At 40.2% G+C, this 19,135-nt stretch carries 17 protein-coding genes; 7 read left to right on the top strand and 10 right to left on the bottom strand.

Features of this window, described 5'->3' with window-relative positions:
* Nucleotides 1-2: 2 nt before the first annotated feature.
* Nucleotides 3-1,205, bottom strand: a complete 1,203-nt coding sequence (locus CRO21_RS13630) for a TIGR03862 family flavoprotein (RefSeq protein ID WP_097079870.1) — start codon at nt 1,203-1,205, stop codon at nt 3-5.
* Complete coding sequence (locus CRO21_RS13625; protein WP_097079869.1) at nt 1,202-1,837, bottom strand: DUF938 domain-containing protein; 636 nt, start codon at nt 1,835-1,837, stop codon at nt 1,202-1,204. Before CRO21_RS13625 ends, CRO21_RS13630 begins: the two co-directional genes overlap by 4 nt.
* An 89-nt stretch (nt 1,838-1,926) precedes the next feature.
* On the opposite strand from CRO21_RS13625, the gene CRO21_RS13620 reads away from it, so the two are divergent.
* Both CRO21_RS13620 and CRO21_RS13615 read left to right on the top strand, forming a co-directional pair.
* Nucleotides 1,927-2,121 (top strand): DNA gyrase inhibitor YacG, encoded by a 195-nt coding sequence (locus tag CRO21_RS13620; RefSeq protein ID WP_097079868.1) that lies wholly within the window; start codon nt 1,927-1,929, stop codon nt 2,119-2,121.
* Nucleotides 2,122-2,232: 111 nt separating this feature from the next.
* Nucleotides 2,233-3,972, top strand: a complete 1,740-nt coding sequence (locus CRO21_RS13615; protein WP_097079867.1) for a hypothetical protein — start codon at nt 2,233-2,235, stop codon at nt 3,970-3,972.
* A 14-nt stretch (nt 3,973-3,986) separates the two neighbouring features.
* On the opposite strand, the gene CRO21_RS13610 is transcribed toward CRO21_RS13615, so the two are convergent.
* The 5 genes from CRO21_RS13610 to CRO21_RS13590 all read right to left on the bottom strand — a co-directional run bounded on the left by CRO21_RS13610 (nt 3,987) and on the right by CRO21_RS13590 (nt 8,651).
* Entirely contained in the window at nt 3,987-4,631 is a 645-nt protein-coding gene (locus CRO21_RS13610; protein ID WP_097079866.1) for an MBL fold metallo-hydrolase, read from the bottom strand.
* A gap of 9 nt (nt 4,632-4,640) precedes the next feature.
* Nucleotides 4,641-5,648, bottom strand: a complete 1,008-nt coding sequence (gene hemH / locus CRO21_RS13605) for a ferrochelatase (RefSeq protein ID WP_097079865.1) — start codon at nt 5,646-5,648, stop codon at nt 4,641-4,643.
* Nucleotides 5,649-5,748: 100 nt separating this feature from the next.
* A complete protein-coding gene (locus tag CRO21_RS13600; RefSeq protein WP_097079864.1) occupies nt 5,749-6,759 on the bottom strand; it encodes a DUF4062 domain-containing protein in 1,011 nt (336 codons plus the stop codon).
* Between the two features lie 370 nt (nt 6,760-7,129).
* Nucleotides 7,130-8,020 (bottom strand): glutamate racemase, encoded by an 891-nt coding sequence (murI, locus tag CRO21_RS13595; protein ID WP_097079863.1) that lies wholly within the window; start codon nt 8,018-8,020, stop codon nt 7,130-7,132.
* Nucleotides 8,021-8,075: 55 nt separating this feature from the next.
* Nucleotides 8,076-8,651: a DUF1285 domain-containing protein gene (locus CRO21_RS13590; protein ID WP_097079862.1), complete on the bottom strand. Its 576-nt coding sequence runs from the start codon at nt 8,649-8,651 to the stop codon at nt 8,076-8,078.
* A 233-nt stretch (nt 8,652-8,884) separates the two neighbouring features.
* On the opposite strand from CRO21_RS13590, the gene CRO21_RS13585 reads away from it, so the two are divergent.
* The gene (locus CRO21_RS13585; protein ID WP_097079861.1) at nt 8,885-10,600 is read left to right on the top strand and encodes an electron transfer flavoprotein-ubiquinone oxidoreductase; all 1,716 of its coding nucleotides are present in this window, start codon (nt 8,885-8,887) and stop codon (nt 10,598-10,600) included.
* 141 nt (nt 10,601-10,741) lie between these two features.
* Here CRO21_RS13585 and CRO21_RS13580 read toward each other — a convergent pair whose 3' ends face one another.
* Nucleotides 10,742-11,635 (bottom strand): DMT family transporter, encoded by an 894-nt coding sequence (locus tag CRO21_RS13580; protein ID WP_097079860.1) that lies wholly within the window; start codon nt 11,633-11,635, stop codon nt 10,742-10,744.
* A 129-nt stretch (nt 11,636-11,764) separates the two neighbouring features.
* On the opposite strand from CRO21_RS13580, the gene CRO21_RS13575 reads away from it, so the two are divergent.
* Nucleotides 11,765-12,622: a LysR family transcriptional regulator gene (locus CRO21_RS13575; RefSeq protein WP_097079859.1), complete on the top strand. Its 858-nt coding sequence runs from the start codon at nt 11,765-11,767 to the stop codon at nt 12,620-12,622.
* Nucleotides 12,623-12,790: 168 nt separating this feature from the next.
* Here the strand turns inward: CRO21_RS13575 and CRO21_RS13570 are convergent, their stop codons facing one another.
* Nucleotides 12,791-13,867 carry a D-alanyl-D-alanine carboxypeptidase family protein gene (locus CRO21_RS13570; RefSeq protein WP_378234927.1) on the bottom strand — a complete coding sequence of 359 codons (1,077 nt, stop codon included), beginning with the start codon at nt 13,865-13,867 and terminating at the stop codon, nt 12,791-12,793.
* Nucleotides 13,868-14,048: 181 nt separating this feature from the next.
* On the opposite strand from CRO21_RS13570, the gene gacA reads away from it, so the two are divergent.
* Genes gacA through CRO21_RS13555 form a run of 3 tightly spaced genes read left to right on the top strand, consistent with a single transcriptional unit; the run spans nt 14,049 to nt 17,762 of the window.
* Nucleotides 14,049-14,684 (top strand): response regulator transcription factor GacA, encoded by a 636-nt coding sequence (gene gacA / locus CRO21_RS13565; protein ID WP_097079858.1) that lies wholly within the window; start codon nt 14,049-14,051, stop codon nt 14,682-14,684.
* 19 nt (nt 14,685-14,703) lie between these two features.
* Nucleotides 14,704-16,281 carry a sensor histidine kinase gene (locus CRO21_RS13560; RefSeq protein WP_097079857.1) on the top strand — a complete coding sequence of 526 codons (1,578 nt, stop codon included), beginning with the start codon at nt 14,704-14,706 and terminating at the stop codon, nt 16,279-16,281.
* A 20-nt stretch (nt 16,282-16,301) separates the two neighbouring features.
* Nucleotides 16,302-17,762: a sigma-54-dependent transcriptional regulator gene (locus CRO21_RS13555; protein ID WP_097079856.1), complete on the top strand. Its 1,461-nt coding sequence runs from the start codon at nt 16,302-16,304 to the stop codon at nt 17,760-17,762.
* Between the two features lie 5 nt (nt 17,763-17,767).
* On the opposite strand, the gene CRO21_RS13550 is transcribed toward CRO21_RS13555, so the two are convergent.
* Nucleotides 17,768-19,114 carry a S41 family peptidase gene (locus tag CRO21_RS13550; protein ID WP_097079855.1) on the bottom strand — a complete coding sequence of 449 codons (1,347 nt, stop codon included), beginning with the start codon at nt 19,112-19,114 and terminating at the stop codon, nt 17,768-17,770.
* Nucleotides 19,115-19,135 lie beyond the last annotated feature (21 nt).

Below are 19,135 nucleotides of genomic sequence, written 5' to 3'. Positions count from 1 at the left end.
GATCAACGCGTTAAAAACCGATGTACACCATCACCTGCCCGCCGCCCCGTTGCCAGACATGCATTCAATAAATAACCACCAGTTGGCGCATCCCAATCCAGCATCTCACCACAGGCAAAAATGCTTTGCCGACCAATGATCATTAAATTTTCATCCAACACATCAAGCTTAATCCCACCAGCACAGCTAATCGCTTCTTCAATCGGGCGAAAGCCCCGCACGGATATCACCAGCTGTTTAATATGCTGTGCCATTTTTTTATGATCAGTCCAGTCCTGTTTAGGCACCACATCACGAATCAAGGCAATTTTGGTTTTATCCAGACCGATCTTTTGCCATAAAGTATTTAAGGACTGTTTTTTGCCTTGTTGTAATTTATATACAATCTGGTCTAAGCTCAAATCTGGTAATAAATCCAGACATAATTCTGCCACCTCACCCTGCCGCTGTAACTGCGCTCTTAAGGCACGATTACAACGATAAACCAACCCGCCTTCCAGTCCATAATGACTAATCACCATTTCACCGAACTGTGGATTTTCTCCATCTATCCACGCGCGAATCCGTTTTAACGGCTGTCCAAAATAATCAGCCATATAAGATGACCAATCGACCAGCACCCCAACATTACTGGCCTGAAATGGCATAATTAAAGAAGATTGCAACCAGCCTTGCCATTTGCCATCACTGCCCAGTTGCGGCCAGGATACCGCACCACACGCTAGTACGATTGCATCAGCATGAGTTTGCACCGTTTGATCATGTTTAAGATCAAGCAAAGTCAGTTTTTGCTGTTCTATGGCAAGGCACTGATGACGGTAGAAAAAGCTGACACCACGCTGTTGCAAGCGTTTTAGCCATGCACGCAACAAAGGTGCTGCTTTCATTTCATTGGGAAAGATACGTCCTGAACTGCCCACATACGAAGAAATTCCCAAATCCTGCATCCACATCTGAATCGCATTTGCATCAAATTTTTCAATGATCGGGTATAACCAATCGGCATGATCATAACGCGTGATAAAATCCTCAAAGGGTTCATGATGGCTAATATTTAAACCTGTTTTTCCTGCCATCAAGAATTTGCGTGCTGCGGACGGTTTCTGTTCATATATAGCAATATCATACAGACCATATTCCGATAAAATTTCTGCACAGGCCAGACCTGCCGGACCTGCGCCAATGATGACCACTCTTGCTTTCATTGATCCTGCCCGCAACGTGGCAAGACCTGATCAAATCGGGTCTGATATCCTTCAGGTTTGGTGATAATTAATTGTTGGCATAATTCACCGCGTTGCAAATATTTCACTTCAAAATGAGTACGTGCCGAATCCGCAGCAATCTTTTCTTTTTGATAGGGCAAATGCCAGACTTGCTTTAACTGCTGCTCTGCCTCATGAATATAATCCTCGATATTACTTGCCAAGGTAATGGTCGCACCCGATTTTACTCTGGAAAGTAGATATTCAAAAAAAGGCATATTCAGCCAGCGCTGTGTTGGATTATGCGGTTCCGGATTCGGATAAAGTATCAATAATTGTTCAACTTGCTGTGGATAAAGCGCATGCACCACCCAGGGAATAGCATCTGCATGGATTGGTAATATATTGTGCAGCGCCAGTGATTGATGCAGCTTCTGCATGGCCTGAAATTTATCCCGGGTGCGTTCAATCGCAATCAAATGTCGATCAGGATTTGCAACAGCAAATAAACAGGCATGTTTACCTTTACCGGCACCAATCTCCAGACAAATTGAACTATTTTCAATGGCCTGAAAATCACGAGGCGCTTTTAAGTATTGGTATTGAAACGGACGAATATTTGGATAAGACATACATACATGCAGACACAAGAATTTCACCTACAAGTCTAACAATTACGTTACAATTTGTCTGTGTTTATCAAAGAAAGAATGATTTGACCATGGTAACAGCTGCTATTAAAATCTTCCCCTGTCCTCGCTGTGGCAAGCCAAGCCAGTGGACAGACAATCCATTTCGTCCATTTTGTTCAGAACGTTGTAAGATGATTGATCTCGGTGCCTGGGCAAATGAAGAATATCGTGTTCCCACACAAGACGCAAAGTCCAACGATACTCCAGAGTATGACCAAGACTAATTTAGTCTTCTATCCAAAAGATAGAATAATTTACCTAATATTAAGCGTAAATTTATGTCAGTTTAAAAAATATTAAATCGTTGTCAATTAAATTCATAAATTGAGTAAAAAATGAGCGACTATATTCCTTATCAATTAAGAGAACAAATTTCACAAATTGATCCTCATTTAGACCTTTACTGGAAACTTTCACTCCAAGATATTTTCGTCACTATAAATCAACAAGATAAAGAAAATATATATCAACAGATCTTGCGCTCAAAAGGTATTGAATGGAATAAAAAAGACGATACTTTTGTTTATAAAAACAAAATTTCTATTCTTAAAACAATTGATCATCTGCAAGACATCAATATAAAAAATTTTGCCCTGAGGATACTCAACTCTCTTGAACAATTGAAAAAGTATAATAATGCTTTTCAAATTGCAGATTATCTGGAAAGTATGCTAATTCAGATTGATGAGATTGATATTCAAGAAGATTTAAGTTTACAAAAAATAAAACAATCAATCCGTAAAGACTTTATTTATACGTGTGCCGATATAATATTTGCAAAAAAAGAGATTGAACTCACACCCAATACTCGAAATTTGACCACAGATGCCATTAAGGTATTTATTATAGAAGTTTTTCTCAAACAAAAATTATTAGGCTACTGGTTTAAAACCATGCCACCAAGACAACTCGCTCAACACACAGATCCTTTACTCCGAGATTTTTTAAGACAGCAGCAACATATACGTCAGCTGGAGATTATTAAGACATCAAAGTATATTTTTGCACTTGCGCCAACCAATACGTTACATAATAATTTCTTTTCCATTCGTCGCTTTTTGCAAGAAGAAAGCTTTTTAAATACCGATAAAGTTTATTTTCATGGTGTAGCTCTGAATCTAGATTTAATTAGTAATTCATATCATCGAGAACAGTTCGAACTACAAATTAATAAAATTATTAGTATTGAAAAACATGTAAATTTATCTATAACCCAATTGGTGGAAAAAGTTGAACTATATAATAGTGAACAACTTTTAGTATTTTTATTTGAAACCCTGGATGCAACACATCTAACATTAGATAAGCTCATTCAACAAAAACTGCTAGATTTTGAACATAAACTTGTTATTCATATATTAGAGCCTTTGACATTTGCTTTAAAAAAACAGATTAATCACTCGGATGAATATAATTATTTATATATCAGTATTAAAAAAATTATGAGTGATATCCTAAGTTATTTCCATGATTTCCAATCTCAACCTGGGATAATATTCAATAAGCAGGCTCATTTTTTAGAAAGTCGCTTAAGTGCTTATTTAATTTTATTAAAAAAACGTCGTCAAAATATTTTTGTCATGATGTCATCTGAAGAATGGGAACAAAAAAGTCAGAAAATGCTTGAACCCGTCCTTCAATTAAAACAAATCAGTAAGTCTGCCCTCAAAGAATATAGGGAGATACTATTAGAAATAAAAGAAAATAAAAGGCTAATTGAAGATAGAGAACAATCTTTTTTGAAAAGTTTTTTCAATAAAAAGCAAACCCTATTGACAAAAGATGCACGTTTAAGAGCCAAAATGAATGAAATAAAAAATGCTGCTTATTTAGATATTATTAGAGTTCCAAAGGTTTTTCCAAACCTTTCAGTTTATCTAGAATTTGAATCATTCATTTCTATTAATCAACAAGAACGCCATTATGCATTTCCAACTGGGGATAATGGTGTATCACGCTTACCTATCCTAATACAATTACCAGAAGACAAAAATCAATTTAATCTGCAAGAGATATGTAATAGTCTGGACTTTGATATCAAAATTTTCAATCAAAATTGGCTTTATCTCGCATAATCAGCATTCTTGATTTAGCCAGCTTTTCCAGAAACAAAGGGATTGAATTGTTTTTCCTGACCGATACTGCTGATTGCCCCATGACCTGAAATAAACTGTGTATCGTCTGGCAAGGTAAATAACTGGGTTTTAATCGAATCAATCAAGGTATCAAAATCGCCACGTGGAAAATCAGTGCGCCCAATTGATCCCTTAAATAACACATCACCAGTCCAGAGAATATTCATCTGCTTGCAGTAAAACACCACATGTCCCGGGGTATGGCCTGGCGTATAACGCACTTCAAATTCATAATTCCCCAGCTTTAAAATTTCGCCGCCTTCTAACCATTGATCAATATGAACGGGTTCAGGCACTGGAAAACCGTAATTCCGACAAACTTCCTGTAGGCTATCCACCCAGAATTGGTCTTCTTTTTGTGGCCCAATCACTGGCACAGCATAGGCTTTGGCCAAGGTACCTACAGCCCCGATATGATCCAGATGACCATGGGTAATCCATAAGGCCTTCACATTTACGCCTAAATCTCGTACAGCCTGTTGCAGTTTTTCCGGTTCACCACCTGCATCAATCAATACAGCGTCCATACTGTCATCATCCCAAACAATGCTGCAATTTTGTGCGAATGCAGTGACAGGAACAATCTGGCAACGTAACATGGGATCTCCTCAGGATTGCGCAAAATGATATGACACCATATTTAACTGGGCCCGTAATAAACTCATAAATAACGAAATGTGTTCTGGTTGTTCATTTAATGCTGCGATATAAGTATAGTTCTGTCCACCCGCATTTAAAAAAATCTGTTTATTCTCAATTGCCAACTCTTCCAATGTTTCCAGACAATCAGCAGAAAATGCCGGACTGATGACCTGTACAGATTTCACCCCTTGTCTGGCCCATTCTGCCAATAGCTCACTGGTATAGGGTTTCACCCATTCCTGTTTGCCAAAACGGGACTGAAAACTTATCGCCCACTGCTCATCGCTTAAATTTAATGCTTTCGCCACACGTTCGGCTGTCTGACGACATCGCTGTGGATAGGGATCACCTTTATCGGCATACGGTTGCGGGATACCATGAAATGACATCAATAACTTTTCAGCCACACCATATTGCTGCTGATAATCGCGTACACTTTTTGCCAGTGCATCAATATATTCCGGATGGGCATAATAATCCCGAATAATACTTAATCCCGGCAGATTGCGTTGGTTCGGAATCCATTTTGCTAAGGCATCATATAATGGTGCAGTCGAAGTCGCAGAATATTGCGGAAAAAGCGGCAGCAGGATAATCTGATCGACGGGCTGTCCCGCCAGACGATCAAGCACTTGCTGAATACCGGGATTGCCATAGGTCATGGCTGGAATAACTTCGATGTCCAGATCCGGATATTCCTGACTTAACTGTTGTTGTACCACCTTCACCTTGTTCATTAAAATCGAACGCATAGGCGAATCCTCTTGCCAAATACTCGCGTAGGCATGGGCAACACGCTTTGGACGAAAAGGTAAAACAAATAAATGCAGGATAACTTGCCAAATCAGACGAGGAATTTCAATCACCCGTTGATCAGATAAAAATTGCTTTAAAAAACGACGAACTGCATCTGCTGTCGGTGCATCAGGCGTTCCCAAATTTGCCATAATAATAGCAACTCTAGGTTTAGGCATACCACGATCTCTAAAAGATATTTATCACTACCTTAACAGGTTTTGTCCACAAGCAAAATACAATTTCTAGACGCCTGTTTCAAGCCGCAAAACACATCACTCAGGCTTTTTTCTGGGAGATGAAACGCTGTCCTTCCGTCGTCAACTGCCAATAGATACGACTACCCGAATCCGAATCATGTTGCGGTACAATCCAGTTATTCCATTTCATTTGTAGCTTAATTTGTTGCAAACTACGGGCATCAATCTGAGTACGAGCGACGGCATGGGCACGCGGTAATATTTCACGGGCATCGGCCAGTGCAGTACTTTCTAAATAATGATTTAAGATACGCAGGAAATTATTTTCCAGTGCAGGCTGTTTAAAATGCGATGCGAGAATGTTTAGTAACTGTACCCAAGTCATTTGTTTTTGTGCATGTATATCTTTTAAATTGCCATCCTGATAGGCATGGGTACGATAACTCACCAAAATTTTCTCGTCGCTACTTCCTACAGCTGGCTCCACTACAGACGTACTCATTTCATATTTTGTCTGGGTATTGTGCTGTTCCAGCTTTGTAATTTTCTGGCGTAAGCGCTGGATTTCATTTTGTAGTAGATCGTTATCTTTTGGTCTGACCCAACCCAATGCTGGCGTTTCTTTTATCGCTTTGATAAAAGTATTGCGAACAGCACGCTCAAGATCTAATAATCCATTATATTCAATACAATATTGACTATCTTTTTTTATTTGGGCACGAAAATTAATAAATTTCTTGCTGCTTTCCGGATTAGTTTCCGGTTCCAAATCGGTTCGTTGCTCTGGTGCAATGTCGATAAAACTAATGATCGTTTTCTGTTTATTCAGCGCATATAAAAAATCCAGATGCATATAACTGATGCCAGAGGCTGATACATCACCATATTTACCACCCAGCAAAAAGATCACATAATCACAATCATCAATTTGTCTACGCGCTTGCGCAGTATTTAATGAGGTACGACGTTCATTAAATTCCCATGGAAATACACCCATGTTTAATAATGCATACTCCATTTTTAAGCGTTCTGCTTTCACATCACCATAAAATGCAGTTGAAATATAAACGTGATAGCGTTTTTCAGTCATCAAAAAACCTTTGCTTAAAATCTTACTACGAACCTAAAACAAAAAATGAACGTCAAACTTACATTCATCACCCCTAATAGCGCAACTCTCATTGTATTGATGAAAACATTTTTATTGCAGTCTATAATATGATCGATCATCATGGAGATAGTATGATGGCTAGGTAATCTTCATGTACGGTGAGACAGTAATACCAAAGCAAGCAACCTTAAAACACTCGTTATTCCATTACTGAGATGACTGGCACTTGACTGTTACAATTCATCATTACCCCTACCTGAATAAAACTATGTATTAAAACTAGGTATAAAAACAATCACTTTATCAGATGCAATTATATACAACTTTTTATTTCTGTCCGCAAAAAATGTTAATCCGTTGACATTTGGATAAAGTTTTTGAGATCTACAAATTGCCATGCCTCAGGTGTACCAACCAGATTGTGCACCACTGGCTGCATCGTCTGACTATTATTGGCACTAAAAACACACATTAATCTGGTCTGATCAGGTGCAGCATGATCAGAAAGTAAATTGAACTTTGCCAGAATCCGCCCACATTGTCTTGCAACAGCCGGCCCTGAATCCACCATGATCAAGCGTTCACCATAAAGCTGCTGAATCGCCGACTTTAAGAAAGGATAATGGGTACAACCTAACACCAGATAGTCTGCACTCAAATCAACCACTGGCTGCAAATGCTGTTGCAATGCCAACAGACATTCTGCACTTAAGGCACGGCCCTGCTCAATCAGCGGCACCAACTCCGGACAGGTCACCGGAATCACTTTTACCCCGCAAGGGACTGCAAAATGCTGAATGACATCCTGAATCAGCTTACCGCGAAAAGTGGCAGGCGTTGCCAGTACAGCAATCGTTTTGGTTTGAGACTGAATCACCGCAGGCTTGACCGCAGGCACCAGCCCAATGATGGGAAACTGTTCCCCATAATGTTCACGCAAATAATCCAGACTAAAGGCAGATGCGGTATTACATGCCACGATTGCGATCTTGCAACCCTGTCGATACAACCATTCAATCGCCTGCGCAGTTAATTCACGGATATTGCGATCACTTCTGCTGCCATAAGGTACATTTGCCGTATCGGCATAATAGACAATATGCTCGTTCGGTAGATATTTTAGCACCTCCAAAGCAACCGACAGTCCGCCAATGCCCGAATCAAAGATTCCAATCGGAGCATCGGATTTTGGCTGTGACATTGAAGGTACACTGGATTTTAAGGGCTGTATCGCTTGCATAAAACAAATAATCGACGCTATTTTAGGCTAGGGAAATCATACACCGATAATTTTTTTATTCCATATATAAAGTAAATTGCGTTGTTCCACTATGTAACTTTAGACAGGTGCCATGTGGCTCATCAAAAAGCTCACCATAATTTACCAGATGATAAAATACCTGCCGTTGAATCAATGCTTCCAGACCAAACCGTACCTTGATATAAGGACGTTCCTCACCTGCTCCAGCCTCATCCACATAACGCCGTATAAATACGGGATGCTGCTGATCTGCCACAATCACGTCCTGTGTTTGCGTGGTAAATTGCAGATAAGTCTGACCATCGATTTCGATTTGATCTACTTGTGTCACCAGTAAAGGTACATCTTCAACCTGTATCTTGATTTTCTCGACAGGCGTTTTTAAATAATAATGTCCTTCTTCTTTCCACAATACTCTGGAAAACAAATCAATCATATTTTGTCTGCGAATCGGACTGCCTTCATGCCACCATTCACCATTTGCCTTAATGACCAAATCCATTTCGCCACAATATTCTGGATTCCATTTCTCTAAAGGTGGGATTGCGTGTTCCTTTTCTAATTGCGTTAAATAACCACTCAAACTTTGCAAATTTGCATCAGATACCATAATCTTCCCCTGACCGCAGCGTCACATTTTTAAGGTAAATCCTTACTAAATCAAGCTTTATGCCTGATTGACGACAAAATTAAACGCCTCAGCCAATTGGCTTAATCGCCCTTTGAATCTATACTATCCCAAAACAAATGTGACACGATGTTGGCTTTGTGTCTATCTAATACTCATGGCAGCACCGAATTAAAGATTACGGTTGCCACCGGCAATGATTTGAGGAGTCCTACATGGAACACATTGAACGTGAAGCGATGGAGTTTGACGTTGTGATCGTAGGCGCAGGACCATCTGGTCTATCGGCTGCGATTCGTTTGCGTCAGTTAGCGATTGAAAATAATTTACCAGATCTTTCCGTATGTGTCGTGGAAAAAGGCTCTGAAGTGGGTGCACATATCCTTTCCGGCGCAGTGCTTGAACCACGTGCACTCAATGAATTATTTCCAAACTGGAAAGAAGAAGGTGCGCCAGTTACGGTTGAAGTGACCCAAGATGAAACCTACTTCCTGCTTTCAGATGAAAAATCCCAGAAAATGCCCTACTGGATGGTGCCAAAATCCATGCATAACGAAGGCAATTATGTCATTTCACTGGGTAATGTCGTACGCTGGTTAGGACAAAAAGCCGAAGAACTTGAAGTCTCTATTTTCCCGGGTTTTGCTGCTGCCGAAATTCTTTATCATGAAGATGGAAGCACCGTAAAAGGCATCCAGACAGGTGATATGGGCATTGGTAAAGATGGTCAGCCCACAGCACACTTTACCCCCGGCTATGAATTACATGCCAAATATACCCTATTTGCTGAAGGTTGCCGCGGTCATCTGGGTAAACGCCTGATTGCCAAATACAATCTGGATCAAGATGTCGATCCGCAACATTATGGTATCGGAATTAAGGAGTTGTGGGAAATTGACCCAGCCAAGCACAAACCCGGCCTGGTAATGCATGGTGCCGGCTGGCCATTATCTGAAACAGGTTCATCGGGTGGTTGGTGGTTATACCATGCCGAAAACAATCAGGTCACACTCGGCCTGATCGTGGATTTGTCTTATGAAAATCCGCATATGTATCCATTCATGGAAATGCAGCGCTGGAAAACCCATCCATTGATCAAGCAATACCTTGAAGGTGGCAAACGTATTTCCTATGGCGCGCGTGCCGTAGTCAAAGGTGGCTTTAATGCGCTACCAAAACTGACCTTTCCGGGTGGCTGTCTGATTGGTGATGATGCAGGTTTCCTGAACTTCTCCAAAATCAAGGGATCTCATACTGCCATGAAATCAGGTATGCTCTGTGCCGAAGCAGTATTTGAAGCCATTCAGGCCGGTACCGAAAAAGGTGGCGATTTAATGGTGGCACGTGTGACCGAAGGTGATGATTATTTTATCAAAGAAGTCACTACATATACCGAGAAATACAACAACTCATGGCTAAAAGAAGAGCTTTATAACGCACGTAACTTTGGCGCTGCAATGCATAAGTTTGGCCAGTGGGTTGGTGGCGCATTTAACTTTATTGATCAAAATATCTTTAAAGTGCCATTTACCCTTCATGACCTGAAACAAGACTTTGCTGTCATTAAAACAGTAGATGCCGAACACTTTAAGCCAAACTATCCAAAACCGGATGGCAAGCTCACTTTTGACCGCTTATCTTCAGTATTTGTTTCCAATACCGTGCATGAAGAAAATCAGCCTGCACATTTAAAACTGACCAATCCAGATATTCCAATCGAGGTCAATCTACCGAAATGGGATGAGCCTGCACAGCGTTATTGCCCTGCGGGTGTCTATGAAGTGATGGAAAATGATGACGGTTCCAAACGCTTCCAGATCAATGCAGCCAACTGTGTGCATTGTAAAACCTGTGACATTAAGGACCCATCACAAAACATCACTTGGGTAACGCCTGAAGGTGGTGGTGGTCCTAACTATCCAAACATGTAATGTTTAGATAGTCTTGCGAGACAGTGTCTCTCATATCCAAACATGTAGGATAATCCTTGCGGAGTACACTCCTCATATCCAAACATGTAATTTTACACATAAGAAATCCGGGTTTAGGCCCGGATTCTTTATATGCATGATTTAATTCATTTTCATAACATTTTTACTTTTAATCGAACAACTTAAAATTCCCAGACAAATCAATATCGCACCCATCAAAATATTTAAACTCAACGGTTCCTGTAATTGGATATGACCAAAGAATATTCCCAACAGTGGCACACTCATAATGGAAATCGAAGCAATAGATGCATCTATCTGACTTACAATCCAGTTCCACATAAAAAATGCCAGCGCTGTTCCAAGTACCGAACTATACATGACATAAATTATTGTCATGGACGTATTCCATTGAATAGAAAAAAGAGCTTCTGTGAAAAAAGATAATCCCAATAATATCAAACCGCCCATCAATAATTGCCACATGGTTAATTTTAACTTGTCATAACTGGCAAATTCCTTTTTTGTATATACAGTTGCACATGCCCAGAAAAAAGCAGCGAGAATAATCAATAATTCTCCAAGCAAAACCAAATTAAACTGCAAATGACGCAATTGTGGCCATAAAATAGCAATGATTCCCAACGTCCCAAAGCCTAAACCCAGCAGTTTTTGTCGATTAAGTTTTTCTGCCAAAATAAAGTGTGCCAATACACTGGTTATAATCGGCATGGTATAGACTAAAATTGCAGAGAGGCCAGAACCCACATACTGCATTCCAAAAGTGGACAAGCCATAATAACCAATACAAATTAAAAGGCTGACCCAAAAGATTTTCAGCCATTCACTTTTCTCTGGAAAAATATTTTTCCTCAATACAAGCTGTAAGATAAACAAACAAATCGCACCCAATAACAGCCTTAAAGATGTAAAGAAAAATGGTGGAAAGGTGTGCAGGCTGATTTTTATTGGCACCCACAAATATCCCCAGGTTAGACAAAGCAAAACGATTGCAGCAAATACTTTTAAGTTCATTCCAATATCATCATGTTTGATCTTATCTGCGAGTTTATCGCTCTCTTAATATTAAAAAAAATGTTATTAATTTATACAGCCATCTATTTTTTTGATAGGATATAAATTTGTGTCTGTCAGTACGTATTCATGATTAATATTGATTTAAGTGATATTCAGGCATTTATCGTCACTGCCGATTTGGGCAGTATCTCGGCAGCAGCCCAACATCTGGGACACCTGCAATCCAATATGACAGTAAAAATCAAAAAAATTGAAAATCACTATAAACATGCCTTATTTCTACGTAAAGCCAGAGGTGTCGAACTCACGCCTAAAGGTAAAATCATTTACCAACATTATAAAAAATTGCTGGTGATTTGGGATGAAACAGAACGAGCAATCATCAATCAAAATAATGTATTACGTTTTGGTATTAATTTAACCATGCGCGGCAATCAGTTTGCTTATCTGGTTCAAGAAATTCATCAACAATATGATGATCTGTCATTTACCTTTAAAACTGGAAATACCAAAACATTAGAACAAGAAGTTATCGACGGGGTGCTAGATTTTGCATATATTTATGGTGAGAAAAATAATAAAAATCTTAATTACTTAGCACATGGAGAGGAAGAGCTGGTTTTGATCGGACAAAATTTACAACACGATTTGGCTAAGAATCTGGCATCTCATAAAATTTTGTGTTTGTCGAAAGATTGTTGTTATATGACAATTTTAGATAATCTTTATCAACAATTCACCCTGCCCTTACCTGAAAAAATCTATATTTCCGAATTGGAAGATCTCATCGCATTGTCGCAGCTTGGTCTGGGTATCGCTTTAATTGCGCGTAGCTTAACAACCAAGTATGAGGTAAAGCAATATATTGAAATCCCTGAACAATATCGCAGTATGAAAGGCTATATTATTTCAAGAAAACAACATCAGTTTAGCCCGTTAGAACAACAGTTTATAGAAGCCAGCCGATCAAAATCATTGTTATAATAAATTAAGGGACTGCTGACATTTCATCAATAAATCACGGATGAAATGTCAACAGACCCAAAAATCTACAATAAAATGAATTCATTGCAAATTCACTCATCATTTAAGACTTTTTTAATATCATATCTGTTCTATTCGCCTTGAGAATTGAACAGTACAGATTATCAATTAAAGTGATTTAATTCCGCTACTTAACCAAGTTAATAAACTGGTAGCATCATTATTACGTGCTTGCGTGGTACTCGCACCCAATAATACAATCACTGCCGGACGCTGGTTGACTGTGGTTTCCATCACCACACAACGGCCTGCTTCATTAATATAGCCTGTTTTAGACAGGTTAATGTTCCAGCCACCATTACGTACCAGTGCATTGGTATTGTTTGATTTCAGCACGCGATAACCTAGGTTGAAATCATAATTTGGTGTCGTTGAGAATTGACGAATCAAACCATATTGTGATGCTGCACTCACTAAAATTGCCAGATCTCGTGCCGAAGCAATATTGTTCGGATCCAGACCAGTAGACTCAACATAACGAGTAGAATTCATACCCAGTTGACGGGCTTTGCTATTCATCGCTGCGATAAAAGCGGAACGACCACCGGGATATGTACGAGCCAATGCTGCTGCGGCTGGATTTTCAGACTTCATCAATGCTGCCAGTAACAATTCTGCACGATTCATCACATCGCCTGAACGCAAGGTTGAGCTGGAATTTTTGCCCCCTGCGCCGGCAAAGTCAATCGGTTGTAAGGTAACTCGTTCAGACATATCCAGACGTGCATCCGCAGTAACCACAGCTGTCATGACTTTGGTAATAGAAGCAATGGGCAAAGCAGTATTGGCATTTTTACCAAAAAGCACTTCACCGGTCTGGGCATCCATCACAATTGCCGCTCGTGCATTCACATTTGGCTGTAAATAAGCACTGCTATAACCACTGGTCGCCGTAGTTGGATATTTGCTGGTAAGCGTGTTATTGTTAATGGTGGTATTTAACTGCTGTGTTTCTGTCCGCTTGATCTCTGTTGTCAATTGTGCGCTGGGTTGATCATCCGATAAAAACTGACCAACCTGTGCATCCGACCACGCACCAGTTGACGAAGTCTTTTGTTGAACAACGACATCGGCAAAGCTCATACTACATGCCAAGGCACTGACCACAAGCAAGCTAATACCGCTCACAATTTTTTTGGACTGCTGTTTGTCTTTATGCATTACACTCTCACTGCTTTTCATCATATCTCTGCTTCCTGCGTCATCACGAGCTGCGAAGATGTTTTGATTGATGCAAATTGCATTAAAACATCGGCAGAAATGTATTGGGTTTGAGATTACTGTATAAGGATTGCTAGATTTGTGGTGAAATTGCAAGCGAATTTTGCTTAATGTAACAAAAAAATAGTTTGAATGGGAGAAAAGTGTGATCTCTGTCTTAGTTGTTGACGATCATGAGTTGGTTCGCACAGGCATTTGTCGCATGCTGGAAGACCATGATGAAATTGAAGTGATTGGTCAGGCTGAGTCTGGAGAAGAGGCCATACAACTGGCCAGACAGCTAGAACCCAATGTCGTTCTCCTTGATGTGAATATGCCGGGTATCGGTGGCGTAGAGACCACACGCCGCTTATTGCAAAGTGTTCCCAACACCCATGTACTGGCTGTCAGTGGTCTGGCCGAAGAACCGTATCCCTCGTTATTATTAAAAGCTGGTGCTAAAGGTTATATTACCAAGGGTGCGCCATTGACCGAAATGGTACGAGCAATCAAAAAAGTCATGCAAGGTGGCAAATATTTTAGTGCAGATATCGCAGAACAATTGGCAAGCTCTTATCTTTCTGACACCCAGCAATCTCCATTCAATGCCTTATCGGAACGTGAAATGCAGGTAGCATTGATGGTAGTGAATTGTATTAGTGCGCAGGAAATTGCGGATAAATTATTCGTCAGTGTCAAAACAGTAAATACTTACCGCTACCGAATATTTGAAAAGTTAAACGTCGATAGCGATGTAAAACTCACCCATCTTGCAATACGTTATGGTTTAATTAAACCTTAATTTTAATTAAACGTACAATATGGCATTCAGACAATACGCTCGATTAGATACACTCTATCGTTTAGGTTCGTCCTATACCAGTTATCGTTTATTGCTTTCCATTGGTCTGTTCGGCATCTTATTGCTAACCATGGACAATCTCATTATTGGCGCACGAAATCCTTTACTATATATCGCCATCAGCAGTATTTACCTGTCCTTATGTATTATCAATTTTTTTACATTTAAGTTTTATCAAAAAAAGCGACAAGAACAAATTTTCGTCTATCTGATTATCGATGTCGTTCATATTACATTGATTCTATTTTTAAGTTCCGGCCCCAATATTGCCATTGTGTTATTGTACATGGTGGTGGTCTTGACAGCGACGATGTTAGTTACACCACGTAAAGCATTGACACTCACCTTATTAAGTGTGATTGCAGTGGTATATCAGCAATTCTTTTTTAGTATTTTTGATGGCACCCAAATTTCTTTTATCGGCAGTTCAGCATTGGTGGCAATGGTTTTTATCAGCACCTATGCGCTAGGGCAAATTGCGGTCAAACGCTTACGCTTTGTAGAAACACTGGCCGTTGATCAACGCAAGGAAATTATCCAACTTCAAAATATTAACCAAAGTATCATCGAGCAATTGGATACCGGTTTTATGGTCATTGATGACAATGCTGACATTATTACCTTAAATGAAGCTGCACGTCTGTTACTGGGTCTAACCATTCAATCTCTACAACAACATAAAAATTTAAACGACATTCAAAAAAACCTATATCAACAACTTGAACAGCAATCTCAGCATAATATTCGGGGTATTTTTCATTATTTCTCCGAACCCAATGCCGCAGGCATTTCGGTACAATATCGTCCAATTGCCACACAGCAACAACAGTTTACCCTGCTGATATTTGAGAGTCTGCAACGCATTAATCAACATGTGCAACAGCTTAAACTAGCGTCCTTAGGACAACTTTCTGCCAGCATCGCTCATGAGATTCGTAACCCACTGGCGGCCATTTCTCAGGCCAATGATTTGATTGCAGAGGATCAGATCAAACAGCAAAAATTACTGACCGATATGATTCAAAAGCAATGCTTACGTATCAATCGCATCATTGAAGATACCCTCAATATGTCCCGGCAGAATCATACCTTGCCGGAAGACATTACATTATCAGCGTGGTTGCAAAGTTTTATTCAGGAAGATTTATCCGATATTCAGCAATTTTTACAACTCGACATTGCAGAACAGTTGTGTGTATATTTCGATCCTCATCAATTACGTCTGGTACTGATTAATCTTATTCGCAATGCCATTCGGCATGGTCATGAACGACAGCCCGAGAGTAAAATACAAATTCAGGCACATCATGCGGGCGATGATGTATTTATCAATATTATTGATCAAGGCAGTGGTGTTCCCGAACAGCAACAACATAATCTGTTTGAACCTTTTCACAGTACTGCCACGGATGGAACGGGTCTAGGTTTATATTTATCCAAAACATTTTGTGAAGCAAATCATGCACGTTTGAAGTATGTTGCTCAAACACAAGGGGCATGTTTTCGTATAGAATGCCTAGCCAGTAACAACAATTAGTGTTTTATGGACTGTAATTTATGACACAGACGAATCAGCCCAATGGCCGACCACTCGCCTTAATTGTAGATGATGAAGAAGATTTGCGCTTGTTGATGCAAATGACTTTAAGCCGTTTGGGGGTCGATTGTGTTACCGCTGAAAATGTACAAACTGCCAAGCAACAATTAAAACAACATCAGTTTCAACTCTGCCTGACTGATCTTAACTTACCTGATGGCAATGGTATTGAGTTGGTGCAATACATTAATCAACAGTATAGTCAGTTGCCAGTCGCGGTGATTAGTGCTTATGGCAATATGGATGTGGCAATTTCCGCATTAAAAGCCGGGGCTTTTGATTTTGTCAGTAAGCCTATTCAACAATTACAATTAAAAAATTTACTTGAACATGCCTTAAAAAGCAGCATTAATCCCATTAGCGATCTGGATCTACAAATTGAAAATCAGATGTTACTGGGAAATTCTGCTGTAATTCAAAATCTAAAACGCACCCTCCATAAGCTTTCTCGCTCGCAAGCGCCAGTGTATATCTCTGGTGAATCAGGCACAGGCAAAGAAGTCGTGGCCCGTTTGATTCATCAACTGAGTAACCGGAATGAAGGGCCTTTTATTCCAGTAAACTGCGGTGCGATCCCACAGGAATTGATGGAAAGCGAATTTTTTGGCCATAAAAAAGGCAGCTTTACCGGAGCACAACAGGACAAAATCGGCTTGTTTCAAGCAGCCAATGGTGGAACATTATTTCTTGATGAAATTGCCGATTTACCTTTAGCCATGCAAGTGAAACTGTTACGGGCAATACAGGAAAAGAAAATTCGTCCTGTTGGCAGTGATCAGGAAATGAGTGTCGATACTCGTATCCTCAGTGCAACCCATAAAGATATTGAACAAATGGTACAGGAAGGCAAATTCCGTCAGGATCTATTCTTTCGTATTCATGTGATTGAGGTGAAAATTCCACCATTACGTGAGCGTGGCGAGGATATCATTCTCTTGGCCGAACATTTTCTGCAACAAATTTGTCAAGATTGGCAATTGGATGCCTTTCAGCTCTCAAGCAAAGCCAAAGAATATTTATTGCAAGGTTATTATGAAGGGAATGTGCGTGAATTACGTAATGTGATGGAACGTGCCGTAACCTTATGCGAGGCAAATATCATTCAAGTCGAGCATATTCAAGGTTTACGCTGTCAAAATCCTGCACCGTGTTCCTCCCAGCAAGCAGCTCAGCCTGAGGCTGAACAAGATATTCCACCGTCACAGTCCAATACTCTCGATATTTTAGCCCAATCGGATAAAACAGCTTTACCCAAAGAAGGACTAGAAGAATATCTTGCCAATATCGAAAAACGCTTATTAATTCAGGCGTTAGATTCAACCCATTGGAACAGGACACTGGCAGCCAAAAAACTGGGCATGAGTTTTCGTTCACTACGCTATCGTCTAAAAAAGTTTGAACTCGACAGTGACGAAGAATAAAGCCCTTAAGGATTACTGCTACGATTCACCAAGCTGCGCTCAAAAGAAATTACTGCCTGATTCAAAATCTGCTGATCCGTCAAAGATCGACTGATATTGAGGGTTTCGTTTGGCTCAATGCCCTTACCCTCAATCAAATGCCCTTGCGGGGTATAATAAAGCGCTACCGTTAACTGCAATGCACCCTGTTTTAACGGGAATAATTTCTGAATGGCACCTTTTCCATAACTGGTTTCCCCCAGTATTAGCGCGCGATTTTGTTCTTTTAATGCGGCAGAAAATACCTCAGCAGCCGAAGCAGAGAAACGGTTTTGTAAAATAGCAATGGGATAATTAATCGGATTCTGGCTAGGGAGTGCCTGAAATTTTTGTGGTGGATCAATACGGCCTTTGGTGGTGACAATCAAACCCTGTTCTAGAAATAAATCTGCCAGATCGACCGCAGCAGAGAGCAAACCGCCCGGATTGTCCCGAATATCAACCAATAGACCACGAATCGTGGTACGTTGCTGATATACCTTGATAATATCTTGAACCTGTGCCGTGGTATCCTGTTGAAATGCCTTAATGCGGATTACCAGAATACGATCATCTGTCAAAAATGGTTCGACATCATAATTTAATTGCTGATCACGTACCACATCAACTGTTTGTACTTTGTCATCTGCTTTCACCCGGATACTCAAGGTACTCCCCAAAGTGCCGGTCAACATGCTTTGCACACTGCGTTCATCCAAAGGCTGGATATTGACCCCGTTAATGCGTTCAACAATCTGACCATCTCTTAAGCCCTGACGATAATTATCAGAATTTCGAACAATTTTGTTTAATTGCCAGTTTTGCTGGTCTGCATTGAACTGCAAGCTCAATTGCGGCTCAGCAATCTGTCCTTCGGTAAAATCCAATAATTGCTTATAATGCTCGGCATCCAAATAGCGAGAATACGGATCCAGACGTTCTGCTAGACCATGCATGGCATTTTCAAAAAGTTCAGTATTACTGAGTGAATCAACATAGTTGTCTTTAATGATCTGGAATGTTTCGATAAAGTTTCGAATTTGCTCAATCGGCACATCTTCGACCTGATCCGTGTTCTCCTGAGCCGTTTGTTCTTCTTCACTCAAGCTTAATTCATCTTCTTCAGAGATTGCAGATGTTATATATTGGGGTGCGGGCTGCCCAGTGTTTTGCCCTAATCCTGTTTGCCCGGTTTCTATTTGTTCAATGTCTGTCGATTTTGTTTCTGTTGCCGCCCTTTTTTGCATGACGGTCGGAGCTGCATATACGATGCCAAAACACAAGCTGACGCTTAGAACCAGTAAACCACCACTAAGATACAGCTTGTTCGACATAATTTTTCCTATGGTTGTTCC

This window comes from Acinetobacter puyangensis (assembly GCF_900096995.1).
GTDB classification, from domain to species: domain Bacteria; phylum Pseudomonadota; class Gammaproteobacteria; order Pseudomonadales; family Moraxellaceae; genus Acinetobacter; species Acinetobacter puyangensis.
This window is presented reverse-complemented; position numbering and strand designations above follow the sequence as displayed.